24 protein-coding genes are annotated in these 12,775 nt (G+C 65.9%); all 24 read right to left on the minus strand.

The window, feature by feature from the left end; genetic code table 11:
* Nucleotides 1–5: 5 nt before the first annotated feature.
* The 24 genes from LK06_RS12175 to rpsS all read right to left on the minus strand — a co-directional run bounded on the left by LK06_RS12175 (nt 6) and on the right by rpsS (nt 12,775).
* On the minus strand, nt 6–1,028 hold the full coding sequence (locus LK06_RS12175) for a DNA-directed RNA polymerase subunit alpha (protein ID WP_015610739.1): 1,023 nt from the start codon (nt 1,026–1,028) through the stop codon (nt 6–8).
* Nucleotides 1,029–1,175: 147 nt separating this feature from the next.
* Complete coding sequence (gene rpsK, locus LK06_RS12180) at nt 1,176–1,580, minus strand: 30S ribosomal protein S11 (RefSeq protein ID WP_003956432.1); 405 nt, start codon at nt 1,578–1,580, stop codon at nt 1,176–1,178.
* Between the two features lie 64 nt (nt 1,581–1,644).
* Complete coding sequence (rpsM, locus tag LK06_RS12185) at nt 1,645–2,025, minus strand: 30S ribosomal protein S13 (RefSeq protein WP_030788235.1); 381 nt, start codon at nt 2,023–2,025, stop codon at nt 1,645–1,647.
* Between the two features lie 197 nt (nt 2,026–2,222).
* Entirely contained in the window at nt 2,223–2,336 is a 114-nt protein-coding gene (gene rpmJ / locus LK06_RS12190; protein ID WP_003998809.1) for a 50S ribosomal protein L36, read from the minus strand.
* A gap of 59 nt (nt 2,337–2,395) precedes the next feature.
* On the minus strand, nt 2,396–2,617 hold the full coding sequence (gene infA / locus LK06_RS12195; protein WP_004927214.1) for a translation initiation factor IF-1: 222 nt from the start codon (nt 2,615–2,617) through the stop codon (nt 2,396–2,398).
* Nucleotides 2,618–2,769: 152 nt separating this feature from the next.
* Nucleotides 2,770–3,606, minus strand: a complete 837-nt coding sequence (gene map, locus LK06_RS12200; RefSeq protein ID WP_039656206.1) for a type I methionyl aminopeptidase — start codon at nt 3,604–3,606, stop codon at nt 2,770–2,772.
* Nucleotides 3,607–3,730: 124 nt separating this feature from the next.
* Nucleotides 3,731–4,393, minus strand: a complete 663-nt coding sequence (locus LK06_RS12205) for an adenylate kinase (protein ID WP_039656207.1) — start codon at nt 4,391–4,393, stop codon at nt 3,731–3,733.
* Nucleotides 4,393–5,706 carry a preprotein translocase subunit SecY gene (secY, locus tag LK06_RS12210; protein WP_039656209.1) on the minus strand — a complete coding sequence of 438 codons (1,314 nt, stop codon included), beginning with the start codon at nt 5,704–5,706 and terminating at the stop codon, nt 4,393–4,395. Before secY ends, LK06_RS12205 begins: the two co-directional genes overlap by 1 nt.
* 244 nt (nt 5,707–5,950) lie before the next feature.
* Entirely contained in the window at nt 5,951–6,406 is a 456-nt protein-coding gene (rplO, locus tag LK06_RS12215) for a 50S ribosomal protein L15 (RefSeq protein ID WP_039656211.1), read from the minus strand.
* A gap of 2 nt (nt 6,407–6,408) precedes the next feature.
* On the minus strand, nt 6,409–6,591 hold the full coding sequence (rpmD, locus tag LK06_RS12220; protein ID WP_039656212.1) for a 50S ribosomal protein L30: 183 nt from the start codon (nt 6,589–6,591) through the stop codon (nt 6,409–6,411).
* A gap of 2 nt (nt 6,592–6,593) precedes the next feature.
* Nucleotides 6,594–7,199 (minus strand): 30S ribosomal protein S5, encoded by a 606-nt coding sequence (gene rpsE, locus LK06_RS12225; protein ID WP_009190144.1) that lies wholly within the window; start codon nt 7,197–7,199, stop codon nt 6,594–6,596.
* Between the two features lie 37 nt (nt 7,200–7,236).
* Nucleotides 7,237–7,620: a 50S ribosomal protein L18 gene (gene rplR, locus LK06_RS12230; RefSeq protein WP_039656215.1), complete on the minus strand. Its 384-nt coding sequence runs from the start codon at nt 7,618–7,620 to the stop codon at nt 7,237–7,239.
* 3 nt (nt 7,621–7,623) lie between these two features.
* A complete protein-coding gene (gene rplF / locus LK06_RS12235) occupies nt 7,624–8,163 on the minus strand; it encodes a 50S ribosomal protein L6 (protein ID WP_039656217.1) in 540 nt (179 codons plus the stop codon).
* Between the two features lie 24 nt (nt 8,164–8,187).
* The gene (rpsH, locus tag LK06_RS12240; protein ID WP_039656218.1) at nt 8,188–8,586 is read right to left on the minus strand and encodes a 30S ribosomal protein S8; all 399 of its coding nucleotides are present in this window, start codon (nt 8,584–8,586) and stop codon (nt 8,188–8,190) included.
* 212 nt (nt 8,587–8,798) lie between these two features.
* On the minus strand, nt 8,799–8,984 hold the full coding sequence (locus LK06_RS12250; protein WP_003948630.1) for a type Z 30S ribosomal protein S14: 186 nt from the start codon (nt 8,982–8,984) through the stop codon (nt 8,799–8,801).
* 5 nt (nt 8,985–8,989) lie between these two features.
* The gene (gene rplE, locus LK06_RS12255; protein WP_030345436.1) at nt 8,990–9,547 is read right to left on the minus strand and encodes a 50S ribosomal protein L5; all 558 of its coding nucleotides are present in this window, start codon (nt 9,545–9,547) and stop codon (nt 8,990–8,992) included.
* Nucleotides 9,547–9,870: a 50S ribosomal protein L24 gene (rplX, locus tag LK06_RS12260; RefSeq protein WP_039656221.1), complete on the minus strand. Its 324-nt coding sequence runs from the start codon at nt 9,868–9,870 to the stop codon at nt 9,547–9,549. Before rplX ends, rplE begins: the two co-directional genes overlap by 1 nt.
* Before the next feature lie 2 nt (nt 9,871–9,872).
* Nucleotides 9,873–10,241, minus strand: a complete 369-nt coding sequence (gene rplN / locus LK06_RS12265) for a 50S ribosomal protein L14 (RefSeq protein WP_003998823.1) — start codon at nt 10,239–10,241, stop codon at nt 9,873–9,875.
* Between the two features lie 102 nt (nt 10,242–10,343).
* Complete coding sequence (rpsQ, locus tag LK06_RS12270; protein ID WP_039656223.1) at nt 10,344–10,628, minus strand: 30S ribosomal protein S17; 285 nt, start codon at nt 10,626–10,628, stop codon at nt 10,344–10,346.
* Nucleotides 10,628–10,852 (minus strand): 50S ribosomal protein L29, encoded by a 225-nt coding sequence (gene rpmC / locus LK06_RS12275; RefSeq protein ID WP_039656224.1) that lies wholly within the window; start codon nt 10,850–10,852, stop codon nt 10,628–10,630. Before rpmC ends, rpsQ begins: the two co-directional genes overlap by 1 nt.
* Entirely contained in the window at nt 10,852–11,271 is a 420-nt protein-coding gene (rplP, locus tag LK06_RS12280) for a 50S ribosomal protein L16 (protein WP_029380975.1), read from the minus strand. The genes rpmC and rplP overlap by 1 nt, the downstream gene beginning before the upstream one ends.
* Before the next feature lie 5 nt (nt 11,272–11,276).
* A complete protein-coding gene (gene rpsC, locus LK06_RS12285; protein ID WP_039656228.1) occupies nt 11,277–12,101 on the minus strand; it encodes a 30S ribosomal protein S3 in 825 nt (274 codons plus the stop codon).
* The gene (gene rplV, locus LK06_RS12290; protein ID WP_039656230.1) at nt 12,101–12,448 is read right to left on the minus strand and encodes a 50S ribosomal protein L22; all 348 of its coding nucleotides are present in this window, start codon (nt 12,446–12,448) and stop codon (nt 12,101–12,103) included. The genes rpsC and rplV overlap by 1 nt, the downstream gene beginning before the upstream one ends.
* A gap of 45 nt (nt 12,449–12,493) precedes the next feature.
* Nucleotides 12,494–12,775 carry a 30S ribosomal protein S19 gene (gene rpsS / locus LK06_RS12295; protein WP_039656232.1) on the minus strand — a complete coding sequence of 94 codons (282 nt, stop codon included), beginning with the start codon at nt 12,773–12,775 and terminating at the stop codon, nt 12,494–12,496.

Raw genomic sequence — 12,775 nt, forward strand, 5'->3', positions numbered from 1 at the left:
ACCGATCAGTACTGCTCGGTCTCCACGAAACCCGCGTCCGTGTCGTCGTCGGCGCCGAAGGCGTCCGCGGCGGCGGTCGGGTCGAATCCGGGCGGGCTGTCCTTCAGGGCCAGGCCCATGCCGGCCAGCTTCGCCTTGACCTCGTCGATCGACTTCGCACCGAAGTTGCGGATGTCGAGGAGGTCGGCCTCGGAACGCGCGACCAGCTCACCCACGGAGTGGATGCCCTCGCGCTTGAGGCAGTTGTACGACCGAACGGTGAGCTCCAGCTCCTCGATCGGCAGCGCCAGATCGGCGGCGAGCGCGGCGTCCGTCGGGGACGGACCCATGTCGATGCCCTCGGCGTCGATGTTCAGCTCGCGGGCGAGGCCGAACAGCTCCACCAGGGTCTTGCCGGCGGAGGCCATGGCGTCGCGCGGACGCATCGCCTGCTTGGTCTCGACGTCGACGATCAGCTTGTCGAAGTCGGTGCGCTGCTCAACACGCGTGGCCTCGACCTTGTAGGTGACCTTCAGCACGGGGCTGTAGATCGAGTCGACCGGGATGCGGCCGATCTCCTGGCCGACCTGCTTGTTCTGGACAGCCGAAACGTAACCGCGGCCACGCTCGACCGTCAGCTCCATCTCCAGCTTGCCCTTGCCGTTGAGCGTGGCGAGGACCAGGTCGGGGTTGTGCACCTCGACGCCGGCCGGGGGCGCGATGTCGGCGGCGGTGACCAGACCCGGGCCCTGCTTGCGCAGGTACATCACGACCGGCTCGTCGTGCTCCGAGGAGACGACGAGCTGCTTGATGTTGAGGATCAGGTCGGTGACGTCTTCCTTGACACCCGGCACGGTGGTGAACTCGTGCAGGACACCGTCGATCCGGATCGAGGTGACGGCGGCACCCGGGATCGAAGACAGGAGGGTACGACGGAGGGAGTTGCCGAGGGTGTAACCGAAGCCCGGCTCCAGCGGCTCGATCACGAACCGGGAGCGGAACTCGTCGACGACCTCTTCGGTCAACGAGGGACGCTGAGCGATCAGCATGTGTGGATCAGATCCTTCATTCGTGGACGCCCGCTATTTGACGTCCGACAAAAACCGCACCCGTGGGAAGTGCGGGTACTGCAAGGGTACGGGCGGTACGCCCCCCTTGCGAGGAGGTACCGCCCGTATACCCGGATCCGCCGTGCGTCAGACGCGACGACGCTTCGGCGGACGGCAGCCGTTGTGCGGGGTCGGGGTGACGTCCTGGATGGAGCCGACCTCGAGACCCGTCGCCTGCAGGGAGCGGATCGCGGTCTCACGACCGGAACCCGGACCCTTGACGAACACGTCGACCTTGCGCATGCCGTGCTCCTGGGCGCGGCGGGCGGCCGACTCGGCGGCCATCTGCGCGGCGAACGGCGTGGACTTCCGGGAGCCCTTGAAGCCGACGTGGCCGGCGGAGGCCCAGGAGATCACGTTGCCGGACGGGTCCGTGATGGAGACGATCGTGTTGTTGAACGTGCTCTTGATGTGCGCGTGGCCGTGAGCGACGTTCTTCTTTTCCTTGCGGCGCACCTTCTTGGCAGCGCCCTGACGACCCTTGGGGGGCATCTACTAACTCCTAGGGAGGTGGTCGGTCCTACAGCGAAGACCGTGGACGGGTATCCGCTGCGGACTACTTCTTGCCCGGCTTCTTCTTGCCGGCGATGGCGCGACGCGGCCCCTTGCGGGTGCGGGCGTTGGTGCTGGTGCGCTGACCGCGGACGGGCAGACCGCGACGGTGACGCAGACCCTGGTAGCAACCGATCTCGACCTTGCGGCGGATGTCGGCCTGGATCTCGCGACGGAGGTCACCCTCGGTCTTGATGTTGTTGTCGACGTACTCGCGGATCGCGACGAGCTGCTCCTCGGAGAGGTCGCGAACGCGGGTGTTCGGGTCGACGCCGGTCGCAGCCAGCGTCTCCTGCGAGAGGGTCCGGCCGATGCCGAACACGTAGGTGAGGGCGACCTCCACGCGCTTGTCGCGCGGGATGTCAACACCGGAAACGCGTGCCATTCAATGGCTCCTGGTGATTCTTCGGAGGTCTTCCGCAGAACCGGTTCCCGGCCGCCGTACTAGGTACGAACCGGGTCCCCGGCCTCCGACCGGGGGTGTCAAGCCGCTCGCGACGGCTTGGGTCCTGCGTATGAACATATTCAGCTCGCGTCGCGCGAATCTCTGCGATGGCTGTGCAGAGGGTGTGTGGTCGTGCGTCAGCCCTGGCGCTGCTTGTGGCGCGGGTTCTCGCAGATGACCATGACCCGGCCGTGACGGCGGATCACCCTGCACTTGTCGCAGATCTTCTTGACGCTCGGCTTGACCTTCATTGGGTGAGGTTCTCCGGGTCAGTGCCATCGCCCCGGGCGGGCCGGGGCGCGGGCAAGATCTACTTGTATCGGTAGACGATCCGGCCACGTGTCAGGTCGTACGGAGACAACTCCACCACGACCCGGTCGTCAGGGAGGATACGGATGTAGTGCATCCGCATCTTGCCGCTGATGTGGGCCAGGACCTGGTGGCCGTTCTGGAGCTCAACCCTGAACATGGCGTTCGGCAGAGACTCGACGACAGTGCCCTCGATCTCGATGGCACCCTGTTTCTTGGCCACGCTTTGTCCTTCGAATCGACTTCCTAGATCGACTCCCAGGCTTTCCCTTACGGGTGCATGCGGACATGCGGGTGCACAAGAGCCGACGAGTCAGTCTACGACGGCGCACCCGGAAAGGCGAATCGAGGCAGTCTTCCCCACGCAGGACGTCGCTATGCGAGCGGGTCCGGCGCCGCGGCGATCCCGTACTCCGCCAGCTTCGCCTTGCCCCCGTCCACGGCCGTCAGGACCAGCGGGCCCTGCTCCGTCAGGGCGACCGAGTGCTCCCAGTGGGAGGACCACGTGCCGTCAGTGGTGATGACCGTCCAGTCGTCTTCGAGGACCTTTGTCCTCGGGGTGCCCAGGGAGACCATCGGCTCGATCGCCAGGCAGAAACCGGGGACCAGCTTGGGGCCCTTGCCGCGGCGGCGCTCAACGTAGTTCAGCAGGTGCGGGTCCATGTGCATCTCGGTGCCGATGCCGTGGCCGCCGTAGTCCTCGATGATGCCGTAGCGCCCGCCACCGGGCTTGGGCTGGCGGCGGATGTAGGTCTCCACGGCGCGGGAGATGTCGACCAGCCGGTTGCCCTGCTTCATGGCCGCGATGCCGGCCCACATCGACTCCTCGGTCACCCGGGACAGCTCGATCAGCTCCGGGGCGTGGCCGGAACCGACGAAGGCCGTGTAGGCGGCGTCACCGTGCCACCCCTCGATGATCGCGCCGCAGTCGATGGAGATCATGTCGCCGTCCTTGAGGACGACGTCCTCGGACGGGATGCCGTGGACGACGACGTCGTTGACCGAGGTGCAGATCGTCGCCGGGAAACCGCCGTAACCGAGGAAGTTCGACTTGGCGCCGTGCTCGGCCAGAACCTTCCGGGCGACCTCGTCCAGGTCCTTCGTGCTCGCGCCGGGGACGGCGGCTTCACGCGTGGCCGTGTGGATGGCCGCTACGACCAGGCCCGCCGCACGCATCTTGGCGATCTGCTCGGGGGTCTTGATCTGCACCATGGGGGCCTGCGCTCTCCGTCACTCATGCTGGCTGGGTTACCTGTACAACACTACGGCCGCGGCGCCCAGAGGGTCCCCGGACTGGAGTCCGGGGGAGGGCACCGCGGCCGGAAGGACCGGAAGACTACTTCTCGGCCTTCTCCCGCTTGAGGGCTTCCAACGCCCGCTGCGTGATCTCGTCCACCGGGCCCAGGGAGGAGATCGTCACGACCAGCCCCTGCGCCTTGTAGTAGTCGATGATCGGCTCGGTCTGCGTGTGGTAGACCTCAAGCCGCTTGCGGACGGTGCCCTCGGAGTCGTCGTCGCGCTGGTACAGCTCACCGCCGCAGACGTCGCACACGCCCTCCTTCTTCGGCGGGCTGTACGAGACGTGGAACACGTGCGAGGGCTCCTTGCGGCACACACGCCGGCCGGCGATCCGCTTGACCACCTCGTCCTCGGGGACCTCCAGGTCCAGGACTGCGTCCAGCGCGATGCCCTCGGTCTCCAGCAACTCGTCCAACGCCTCCGCCTGCGAGACGTTGCGCGGGAAGCCGTCCAGCAGGAACCCGCCCTCGGCGTCCGGCTGCTCCATGCGGTCCTTGGCCATCGCGATGGTGACCTCGTCGGGGACGAGGTTACCGGCGTCCATGTAGGACTTCGCGAGCTTGCCCAGCTCGGTCTGTTGGCTGATGTTGGCCCGGAACAGGTCACCCGTGGAGATGTGTGGGACGGCCAGCTTCTCAGCGAGACGGACGGCTTGCGTTCCCTTACCGGCACCGGGCGGCCCGACGAGGACGATACGCATCAGCGGAGGAACCCTTCGTAATTGCGCTGCTGGAGCTGGCTCTCGATCTGCTTCACCGTTTCGAGACCGACACCCACGATGATCAGGATGCTGGTTCCCCCGAACGGGAAGTTCTGGCTTGCATTGAAGCCGACCAACGCCATTGTCGGTACGAGAGCGATCACACCCAGATACAGCGAACCCGGCCAGGTGATCCGGTTGAGCACGTAGCTCAGGTACTCAGCGGTCGGTCGGCCAGCCCGGATGCCCGGGATGAAGCCACCATACTTCTTCATGTTGTCGGCGACTTCCTCGGGGTTGAAGGAGATCGCCACGTAGAAGAACGCGAAGAAAACGATGAGCAAGAAGTACAGAGTGATGTAAATCGGGTGGTCGCCCTTGGTCAGGTTCTGGGTGACCCACCGCTTCCAGCCCGAGTTGCCCCCCGCGAACTGCGCCACGAGCGCCGGGATGTAGAGCAGCGACGAGGCGAAGATGACGGGAATCACACCCGCCTGGTTCACCTTGAGCGGGATGTACGTGGACGTACCACCGTAGGAACGACGGCCGATCATGCGCTTCGCGTACTGCACCGGGATGCGGCGCTGGGCCTGCTCGACGAAGACGACCAGGCCGACCATGACCAGTCCGACGGCGATGACGGTGCCGAACTCGATCCAACCGCCGGCCAGGGTGCCCTGCTTCTTGATGGCCCACACCGCGGACGGGAAGGTAGCGGCGATCGAGATGAACATCAGGATCGACATGCCGTTGCCGATACCGCGGTCGGTGATCAGCTCACCGAGCCACATCACGACGGCCGTACCGGCGGTCATGCAGATGACCATGGTGATCGTCGTGAAGATCGCCTGGTCCGGGACGATGCTGCCGGCGACCGAGCAGCCGCTGAACAGCGCACCACTGCGGGCGGTGGCGACCAGGCCGGTGCCCTGCAGGATGGCGAGCGCCACGGTCAGGTAGCGGGTGTACTGCGTGATCTTCGCCGTGCCGGCCTGGCCCTCCTTCTTCAGGGCTTCCAGGCGCGGGATGACCACGGTCAGCAGTTGAAGGATGATGCTGGCCGTGATGTACGGCATGATGCCGAGCGCGAAGACCGTGATCTGCAGCAGCGCACCGCCGCTGAACATGTTCACGAGGCCGAACAGGCCCTGGTTACCCGACGCCTCGGTCACGCACTGCTGGACGGCCTTGTAGTTGACGCCGGGGATCGGAATGTGGGTACCGACCCGGTAGACCACGATGATGCCCAGCGTGAAGAGCAGCTTCTTGCGCAGGTCGGGCGTCCTGAACGCCCGGGCGAACGCGGTGAGCACGGTGCCTCCTGCGACCCCCGCGCAACTGCGTCAAGGGTGACGGTCTTGAGGTTCCAATGAAACAACGACATGGATAACGGTCAACTGCCGCTCAGGGTGCCCCATGGGGACCACCCGGTGAAAGTGGGCAGTGCAGGCCACCTTACCGGCGATGGCACCGCCCTAGGAACGACCAACCGGGGATACCCCATTTGTGGGGTATCCCCGGTCGGGATCGTTCACGTCATCGAGGCGCCCGAAGGACTCAGACCAGCTCGGTGACCGTACCGCCGGCGGCGGTGATCTTCTCCTTGGCGGAGCCGGAGACGGCGTCCACCGTCACCTGCAGCGCCACGGAGATCTCGCCCTGGCCAAGAACCTTGACAAGGCTGTTCTTGCGAACGGCGCCCTTGGCCACGAGGTCCTGGACGGTGACCTCGCCACCCTGCGGGTAGAGCGCGGCCAGCTTGTCGAGGTTCACGACCTGGTACTCGGTCTTGAACGGGTTCTTGAAGCCCTTCAGCTTCGGGAGGCGCATGTGCAGCGGCATCTGGCCACCCTCGAAGCGCTCCGGAACCTGGTAGCGGGCCTTGGTGCCCTTGGTACCACGACCGGCCGTCTTACCCTTCGACGCCTCACCACGACCGACACGGGTCTTGGCGGTCTTGGCGCCCGGGGCGGGACGGAGGTTGTGGATCTTCAGCGGGTTCTGCTCCGCCATGATCAGTCGACCTCCTCGACCGACACGAGGTGGCGGACGGTGTGCACCATGCCGCGGAACTCGGGACGGTCCTCCTTGACGACCACGGTGTTGATCCCCTTGAGACCAAGCGACCGCAGGGTGTCACGGTGGTTCTGCTTGCTGCCGATGTAGGACTTGACCTGCGTAATCTTGAGCTGCGCCATGATTACGCACCCGCCCCGGCACGCGCACGCAGCAGAGCCGCGGGAGCGACGTCCTCCAGGGGCAGACCACGGCGGGCCGCGATCTCCTCGGGACGCTGCAGGCCCTTCAGGGCCTCCACGGTCGCGTGCACGATGTTGATGGCGTTGTCGGAGCCGAGCGACTTCGACAGCACGTCGTGGATACCGGCGCACTCCAGCACGGCGCGCACCGGACCACCGGCGATAACACCGGTACCGGGGGACGCGGGCTTGAGCAGCACGACGCCGGCAGCCTTCTCACCCTGGATGGGGTGCGGGATGGTGCCCTGGATCCGGGGGACCTTGAAGAAGTGCTTCTTGGCCTCCTCAACGCCCTTGGCGATGGCGGCCGGCACCTCCTTGGCCTTGCCGTAACCGACACCCACGGTGCCGTCACCGTCGCCCACCACGACCAGCGCGGTGAAGCTGAAGCGACGACCACCCTTCACAACCTTGGCGACGCGGTTGATCGCGACAACGCGCTCAACGTACGCGGTCTTCTCGGCGGCAGCAGCGCCGCCGTCACGGCCCTTCCGGTCCCGCCGCTCGCCGCCACCGGCACCGCCACCGCGGCGCTGGGGTCCAGCCATTGGATTTACCTCTCTCTATTCCGCTAGCTACGGCGGCTCAGAACCTGAGCCCGGCCTCGCGGGCGGCGTCCGCCAGGGCAGCGATGCGCCCGGCGTACTGGTTGCCACCACGGTCGAACACGACGGCCTCGACACCGGCGGCCTTGGCACGCTCGGCGACCAGGGCGCCGACCTGCTTGGCCTGCGCGGACTTGTCGCCCTCGGCACCGCGGATCGAGCTGTCCAGGGTGGACGCCGACGCCAGGGTGTGGCCCTTCAGGTCGTCGATCACCTGCGCCACGATGTGGCGGTTGGAGCGGGTCACGACCAGACGGGGACGCTCCGCGGTACCGGAGATCCGCTTGCGGATCCGGATGTGGCGGCGCTTGATCGCGGCGCGCTTGTAGGCGTCGCCCTTGAGGATCTTCTGCCCGTATGCCATGGCTTACTTACCCGCCTTTCCGACCTTGCGGCGGATGACTTCGCCCTCGTACTTGACGCCCTTGGCCTTGTACGGGTCGGGCTTGCGCAGCTTGCGGATGTTGGCCGCAACCTCGCCGACCTTCTGCTTGTCGATGCCCTCGACCGAGAAACGGGTCGGGGACTCCACCTTGAAGGAGATGCCCTCGGGGGCCTCGACCAGGATCGGGTGGCTGTAGCCGAGCGCGAACTCCAGGTTCGAGCCCTTGGCGGTCACTCGGTAACCGACACCGCTGATCTCGAGCTTCTTCACGTAACCCTGGGTCACGCCGGTGATCATGTTCGCCACCAGCGTGCGGGACAGGCCGTGCAGGGCCTTGCTCTGACGCTCGTCGTTGGGGCGGGTCACCTGCAGGGTGCCGTCCTCGCCCTTGGCGATGTCGATCGGCGCCGCGACGGTGTGGGTCAGCGAGCCCCTGGGGCCCTTGACCGCGACCGTACGGCCGTCGATGGTGACGTCCACGCCGGCGGGAACCGCGATGGGGAGCTTGCCGATGCGCGACATAGCTGTTTCCTCCGTTCCCTTCTGCTACCAGACGTAGGCGAGGACTTCCCCACCCACGCCCTTCTTGCCGGCCTGCTTGTCGGTGAGGAGCCCGTGGGACGTGGAGATGATCGCCACGCCCAGGCCGCCGAGCACCTTCGGCAGGTTGGTGGACTTCGCGTAGACCCGGAGACCGGGCTTGGAGATCCGCTTGATGCCCGCGATGGAGCGCTCACGGTTGGGGCCGAACTTCAGCTCCAGGACGAGGTCCTTGCCGACCTCGGCGTCCTCGACCTTCCAGCCCGTGATGAAGCCCTCCTGCTGGAGGATCTCCGCGATGTGCGACTTGATCTTGGAGTGCGGCATCGACACCGAGTCGTGGTAAGCCGAGTTCGCGTTCCGCAGACGCGTGAGCATGTCTGCGATCGGATCAGTCATGGTCATGAATTGGCCTGTGGCCTTTCTCGCCGGGGTTTCCTATATGCGCCATCCCTCTCCCCGTACGTGAGACGGGACGGGTGCGGTGCGGGGACCTACGGCGTAGTAAGTCGTTCAGGGCGGCAGAGGCCCAACCCTCCAAGCCTAAGCCATGAGGGGAGGCGCCCCTGCCGTCCCGGTTGCTTACCGAGAGGTCCAGGAATCCCGAATTACCGGGATTACCAGGAGCTCTTGGTCACGCCCGGCAGCTCGCCACGGTGAGCCATCTCACGAAGGCACACGCGGCAGAGGCCGAACTTGCGGTAGACGGAGTGCGGACGGCCACAGCGCTGGCAGCGGGTGTAGCCACGCACACCGAACTTGGGCTTGCGAGCAGCCTTCGCGATGAGAGCCTTCTTCGCCATCTCGCTCACGCCTCCTTGAACGGGAAGCCGAGGTGACGGAGCAGGGCGCGGCCCTCTTCGTCGTTGGTCGCCGTGGTCACCACGGTGATGTCCATACCCCGGACGCGGTCGATCTTGTCCTGGTCGATCTCGTGGAACATGACCTGCTCCGTGAGACCGAAGGTGTAGTTGCCACGGCCGTCGAACTGCTTCGGGGACAGGCCGCGGAAGTCGCGGATGCGCGGCAGCGCGAGCGACAGGGTGCGGTCCAGGAACTCCCACATGCGGTCGCCACGGAGCGTGACATGGGCACCGATCGGCTGACCCTCGCGCAGCTTGAACTGCGCGATGGACTTGCGGGCCTTGGTGACGGCCGGCTTCTGACCGGTGATGGTGGTCAGGTCGCGGATCGCACCTTCGATCAGCTTCGAGTCACGGGCGGCGTCGCCGACACCCATGTTGACCACGATCTTGACGAGGCCGGGAACCTGCATGACGTTCTCGTACTTGAACTCGTCACGCAGCTTGCCCGCGATCTCCTCGCGGTACTTCTGCTTCAGACGCGGAGTGGTGGTGGTAGCCATCAGATGTCCTCACCCGTCCGCTTGGCAACGCGGATCTTGTTGCCCTCTTCGTCGAAGCGGTAGCCGACACGCGTGACGACCTTCTCGCCGTCCTTCTCCACGACCAGCTGGACGTTGGAGACGTGGATCGGCGCCTCGGTCGTGACGATGCCACCGGCCTGGGAACCGCTAGCGGTCGGACCGGCCTTGGTGTGCTTCTTGACCCGGTTGACACCCTCGACCAGGACACGCTCCTCGCGCGGGTAAGCGGCAATGACCTTGCCCTGCTTGCCCTTGTCCTTGCCGGTGATGACCTGGACCAGGTCGCCCTTCTTGATCTTCATGCTTACAGCACCTCCGGCGCGAGCGAGATGATCTTCATGAACTTCTTCTCGCGCAGCTCACGGCCGACCGGGCCGAAGATACGGGTGCCGCGAGGGTCGCCGTCGTTCTTCAGAATGACGGCGGCGTTCTCGTCGAAGCGGATGTACGAGCCGTCCGGACGGCGGCGCTCCTTGACGGTGCGAACGATGACCGCCTTGACGACGTCACCCTTCTTCACGTTGCCACCGGGGATCGCGTCCTTGACGGTGGCGACGATGACGTCACCGATGCCCGCGTAGCGGCGACCGGAGCCACCGAGCACACGGATGCAAAGGATCTCCTTCGCACCAGTGTTGTCGGCGACGCGCAGTCGCGACTCCTGCTGGATCACGTCTATCTCCTGAATGTCTGCCGGTTCCCCGGGGGGCCGCTCACCCGAGCGGTCCCCCGGAGCCTGGCGGAACTGTCCTGCGAGGGATGCCCCGCAGGAGAATTACTTGGCCTTCTCGAGGATCTCGACGACGCGCCAGCGCTTCGTCGCGGACAGCGGCCGGGTCTCCATGAGGAGGACACGGTCGCCGACGCCCGCGGCGTTCTGCTCGTCGTGCGCCTTGAGCTTGTTGGTACGGCGGATGACCTTGCCGTACAGCGCGTGCTTGACGCGGTCCTCGACGGCGACGACGACGGTCTTGTCCATCTTGTCGCTGACGACCAGACCCTCACGGGTCTTACGGAAACCGCGAGCTTCCTTGTTCTCAGTCACGTTGCTCTCGCTCATCAGGCGTTCTCCACCGTCTCGATGCCGAGCTCACGCTCACGCATGAGGGTGTAGATCCGGGCGATGTCCTTGCGGACCGCCCTGAGACGGCCGTGGTTTTCGAGCTGACCCGTGGCCGCCTGGAAGCGGAGGTTGAACAGCTCTTCCTTGGCCTCGCGGAGCTTCGCCAGAAGCTCCTCGTTGCCCAGCTCGCGCAGCTCGGACGCCTTGGTACCGGCCGACATCACGCTTCACCTGCCTCGCGCTTGACGATCCGGCACTTCATCGGCAGCTTGTGGGCCGCACGGGTCAGCGCCTCACGGGCGATCTTCTCGTTGGGGTACGACAGCTCGAACATCACGCGTCCGGGCTTGACGTTGGCCACCCACCACTCCGGGGAGCCCTTACCGGAACCCATGCGGGTCTCGGCGGGCTTCTTCGTCAGCGGGCGGTCCGGGTAGATGTTGATCCAGACCTTGCCGCCACGCTTGATGTGACGGGTCATGGCGATACGAGCCGCCTCGATCTGGCGGTTCGTGACGTACGCCGGGGTCAGCGCCTGGATGCCGTACTCGCCGAACGCAACCTGCGTGCCACCCTTGGACATACCGTTGCGCTTCGGGTGGTGCTGCTTGCGGTGCTTGACCCTACGGGGGATCAGCATGTCGGTCAGGCCTCCGTTCCGGTGCTCTCAGCCGGAGCCTCGGCCTTGGGAGCCTCGGCCTTGGGGGCCTCGGCGCCGGCAGACTGCTGCGGCTTGCGACCGCGCCGCTCGCCACCGCGGCCACCACGGGCCGGGCGGTCGGAGCCACCGCGCGCCGGGCGGTTACCCGCACGGGCAGCGGCGTTCTCGGCGCGGACCTCGGCGATGTTCTTGACGTCGCCCTTGTAGATCCAGACCTTCACACCGATACGGCCGAAGGTCGTCTTGGCCTCGAAGAAGCCGTAGTCCACGTTCGCGCGGAGGGTGTGCAGGGGCACGCGGCCCTCGCGGTAGAACTCCGAGCGGGACATCTCGGCGCCGCCGAGACGGCCACCACACTGGATCTTGATGCCCTTGGCGCCGGCCTTCATGGCGGACTGCATGCTCTTGCGCATGGCCCGACGGAAGGAGACGCGGGAGGACAGCTGCTCGGCGACGGCCTGGGCCACCAGCTGAGCGTCCGTCTCCGGGTTCTTGACCTCGAGGATGTTCAGCTGGACCTGCTTGCCGGTCAGCTTCTCCAGGTCACCGCGGATGCGGTCGGCCTCGGCGCCGCGGCGGCCGATGACGATGCCCGGGCGAGCGGTGTGGATGTCCACGCGGACGCGGTCACGGGTGCGCTCGATCTCCACCTTGGAGATGCCGGCGCGCTCCATGCCGGACGTCATCATCCGACGGATGGCGACGTCTTCCTTGACGTAGTCCTTGTACAGCTTGTCGGCGTACCAACGCGACTTGAAGTCGGTCGTGACACCGAGTCGGAACCCATGCGGGTTTACCTTCTGGCCCATTACCGGGTTCCTTCCTTGCTGCTGACGACCACGGTGATGTGGCTGGTCCGCTTGCGGATCCGGTAGGCACGGCCCTGGGCACGCGGACGGAACCGCTTCAGGGTCGGGCCCTCGTCGACGTAGGCCTCGGAAACGACGAGGCTGTCGACGTCGGTGTGGTCGTAGTTGTGCGCGGCGTTGGCGATGGCGCTGTCCAGCACCTTGCCGACCGGCACGGAGGCGGCCTGCGGAGCGAATCGCAGGACGGCCTGGGCCTCCGTGGCGTCCATGCCACGGATGAGGTCCACCACACGGCGGGCCTTCATGGGCGTGACGCGGATGTACCGCGCCTGGGCCCTGGCTTCCATGGTTGTCCCTTCAGAGTTACTTACGTGTCTGAATGCGATCCGCTGTTAGCGGCGCTTCGACTTCCGGTCTTCCTTGACATGGCCCCGGAAGGTGCGGGTCGGCGAGAACTCGCCGAGCTTGTGGCCGACCATCGACTCGGTGACGAACACCGGGATGTGGGTCTTGCCGTTGTGCACCGCGATCGTGTGGCCGAGCATGGCCGGGACGATCATCGAGCGACGGGACCAGGTCTTGATGACGTTCTTGGTGCCGGCTTCGTTCTGCGAGTCCACCTTCTTCATCAGGTGGTCGTCGACGAAGGGCCCCTTCTTCAAGCTACGAGGCAT

Origin of the sequence: Streptomyces pluripotens (assembly GCF_000802245.2) — a bacterium.
GTDB lineage: Bacteria > Actinomycetota > Actinomycetes > Streptomycetales > Streptomycetaceae > Streptomyces > Streptomyces pluripotens.

Bases quoted from the DNA above. Each gene is read 5' to 3' on its own strand.
- LK06_RS12175 (WP_015610739.1), bottom strand. From the start codon at position 1,028: ATGCTGATCGCTCAGCGTCCCTCGTTGACCGAAGAGGTCGTCGACGAG.
- rpsK (WP_003956432.1), bottom strand. From the start codon at position 1,580: ATGCCCCCCAAGGGTCGTCAGGGCGCTGCCAAGAAGGTGCGCCGCAAG.
- rpsM (WP_030788235.1), bottom strand. From the start codon at position 2,025: ATGGCACGCGTTTCCGGTGTTGACATCCCGCGCGACAAGCGCGTGGAG.
- rpmJ (WP_003998809.1), bottom strand. From the start codon at position 2,336: ATGAAGGTCAAGCCGAGCGTCAAGAAGATCTGCGACAAGTGCAGGGTG.
- map (WP_039656206.1), bottom strand. From the start codon at position 3,606: ATGGTGCAGATCAAGACCCCCGAGCAGATCGCCAAGATGCGTGCGGCG.
- LK06_RS12205 (WP_039656207.1), bottom strand. From the start codon at position 4,393: ATGCGTATCGTCCTCGTCGGGCCGCCCGGTGCCGGTAAGGGAACGCAA.
- rplO (WP_039656211.1), bottom strand. From the start codon at position 6,406: ATGGCGGAGCAGAACCCGCTGAAGATCCACAACCTCCGTCCCGCCCCG.
- rpmD (WP_039656212.1), bottom strand. From the start codon at position 6,591: ATGGCGCAGCTCAAGATTACGCAGGTCAAGTCCTACATCGGCAGCAAG.
- rpsE (WP_009190144.1), bottom strand. From the start codon at position 7,199: ATGGCTGGACCCCAGCGCCGCGGTGGCGGTGCCGGTGGCGGCGAGCGG.
- rplR (WP_039656215.1), bottom strand. From the start codon at position 7,620: ATGGCATACGGGCAGAAGATCCTCAAGGGCGACGCCTACAAGCGCGCC.
- rplF (WP_039656217.1), bottom strand. From the start codon at position 8,163: ATGTCGCGCATCGGCAAGCTCCCCATCGCGGTTCCCGCCGGCGTGGAC.
- rpsH (WP_039656218.1), bottom strand. From the start codon at position 8,586: ATGACCATGACTGATCCGATCGCAGACATGCTCACGCGTCTGCGGAAC.
- LK06_RS12250 (WP_003948630.1), bottom strand. From the start codon at position 8,984: ATGGCGAAGAAGGCTCTCATCGCGAAGGCTGCTCGCAAGCCCAAGTTC.
- rplE (WP_030345436.1), bottom strand. From the start codon at position 9,547: ATGGCTACCACCACCACTCCGCGTCTGAAGCAGAAGTACCGCGAGGAG.
- rplX (WP_039656221.1), bottom strand. From the start codon at position 9,870: ATGAAGATCAAGAAGGGCGACCTGGTCCAGGTCATCACCGGCAAGGAC.
- rpsQ (WP_039656223.1), bottom strand. From the start codon at position 10,628: ATGAGCGAGAGCAACGTGACTGAGAACAAGGAAGCTCGCGGTTTCCGT.
- rpmC (WP_039656224.1), bottom strand. From the start codon at position 10,852: ATGTCGGCCGGTACCAAGGCGTCCGAGCTGCGCGAGCTGGGCAACGAG.
- rplP (WP_029380975.1), bottom strand. From the start codon at position 11,271: ATGCTGATCCCCCGTAGGGTCAAGCACCGCAAGCAGCACCACCCGAAG.
- rpsC (WP_039656228.1), bottom strand. From the start codon at position 12,101: ATGGGCCAGAAGGTAAACCCGCATGGGTTCCGACTCGGTGTCACGACC.
- rplV (WP_039656230.1), bottom strand. From the start codon at position 12,448: ATGGAAGCCAGGGCCCAGGCGCGGTACATCCGCGTCACGCCCATGAAG.
- rpsS (WP_039656232.1), bottom strand. From the start codon at position 12,775: ATGCCTCGTAGCTTGAAGAAGGGGCCCTTCGTCGACGACCACCTGATG.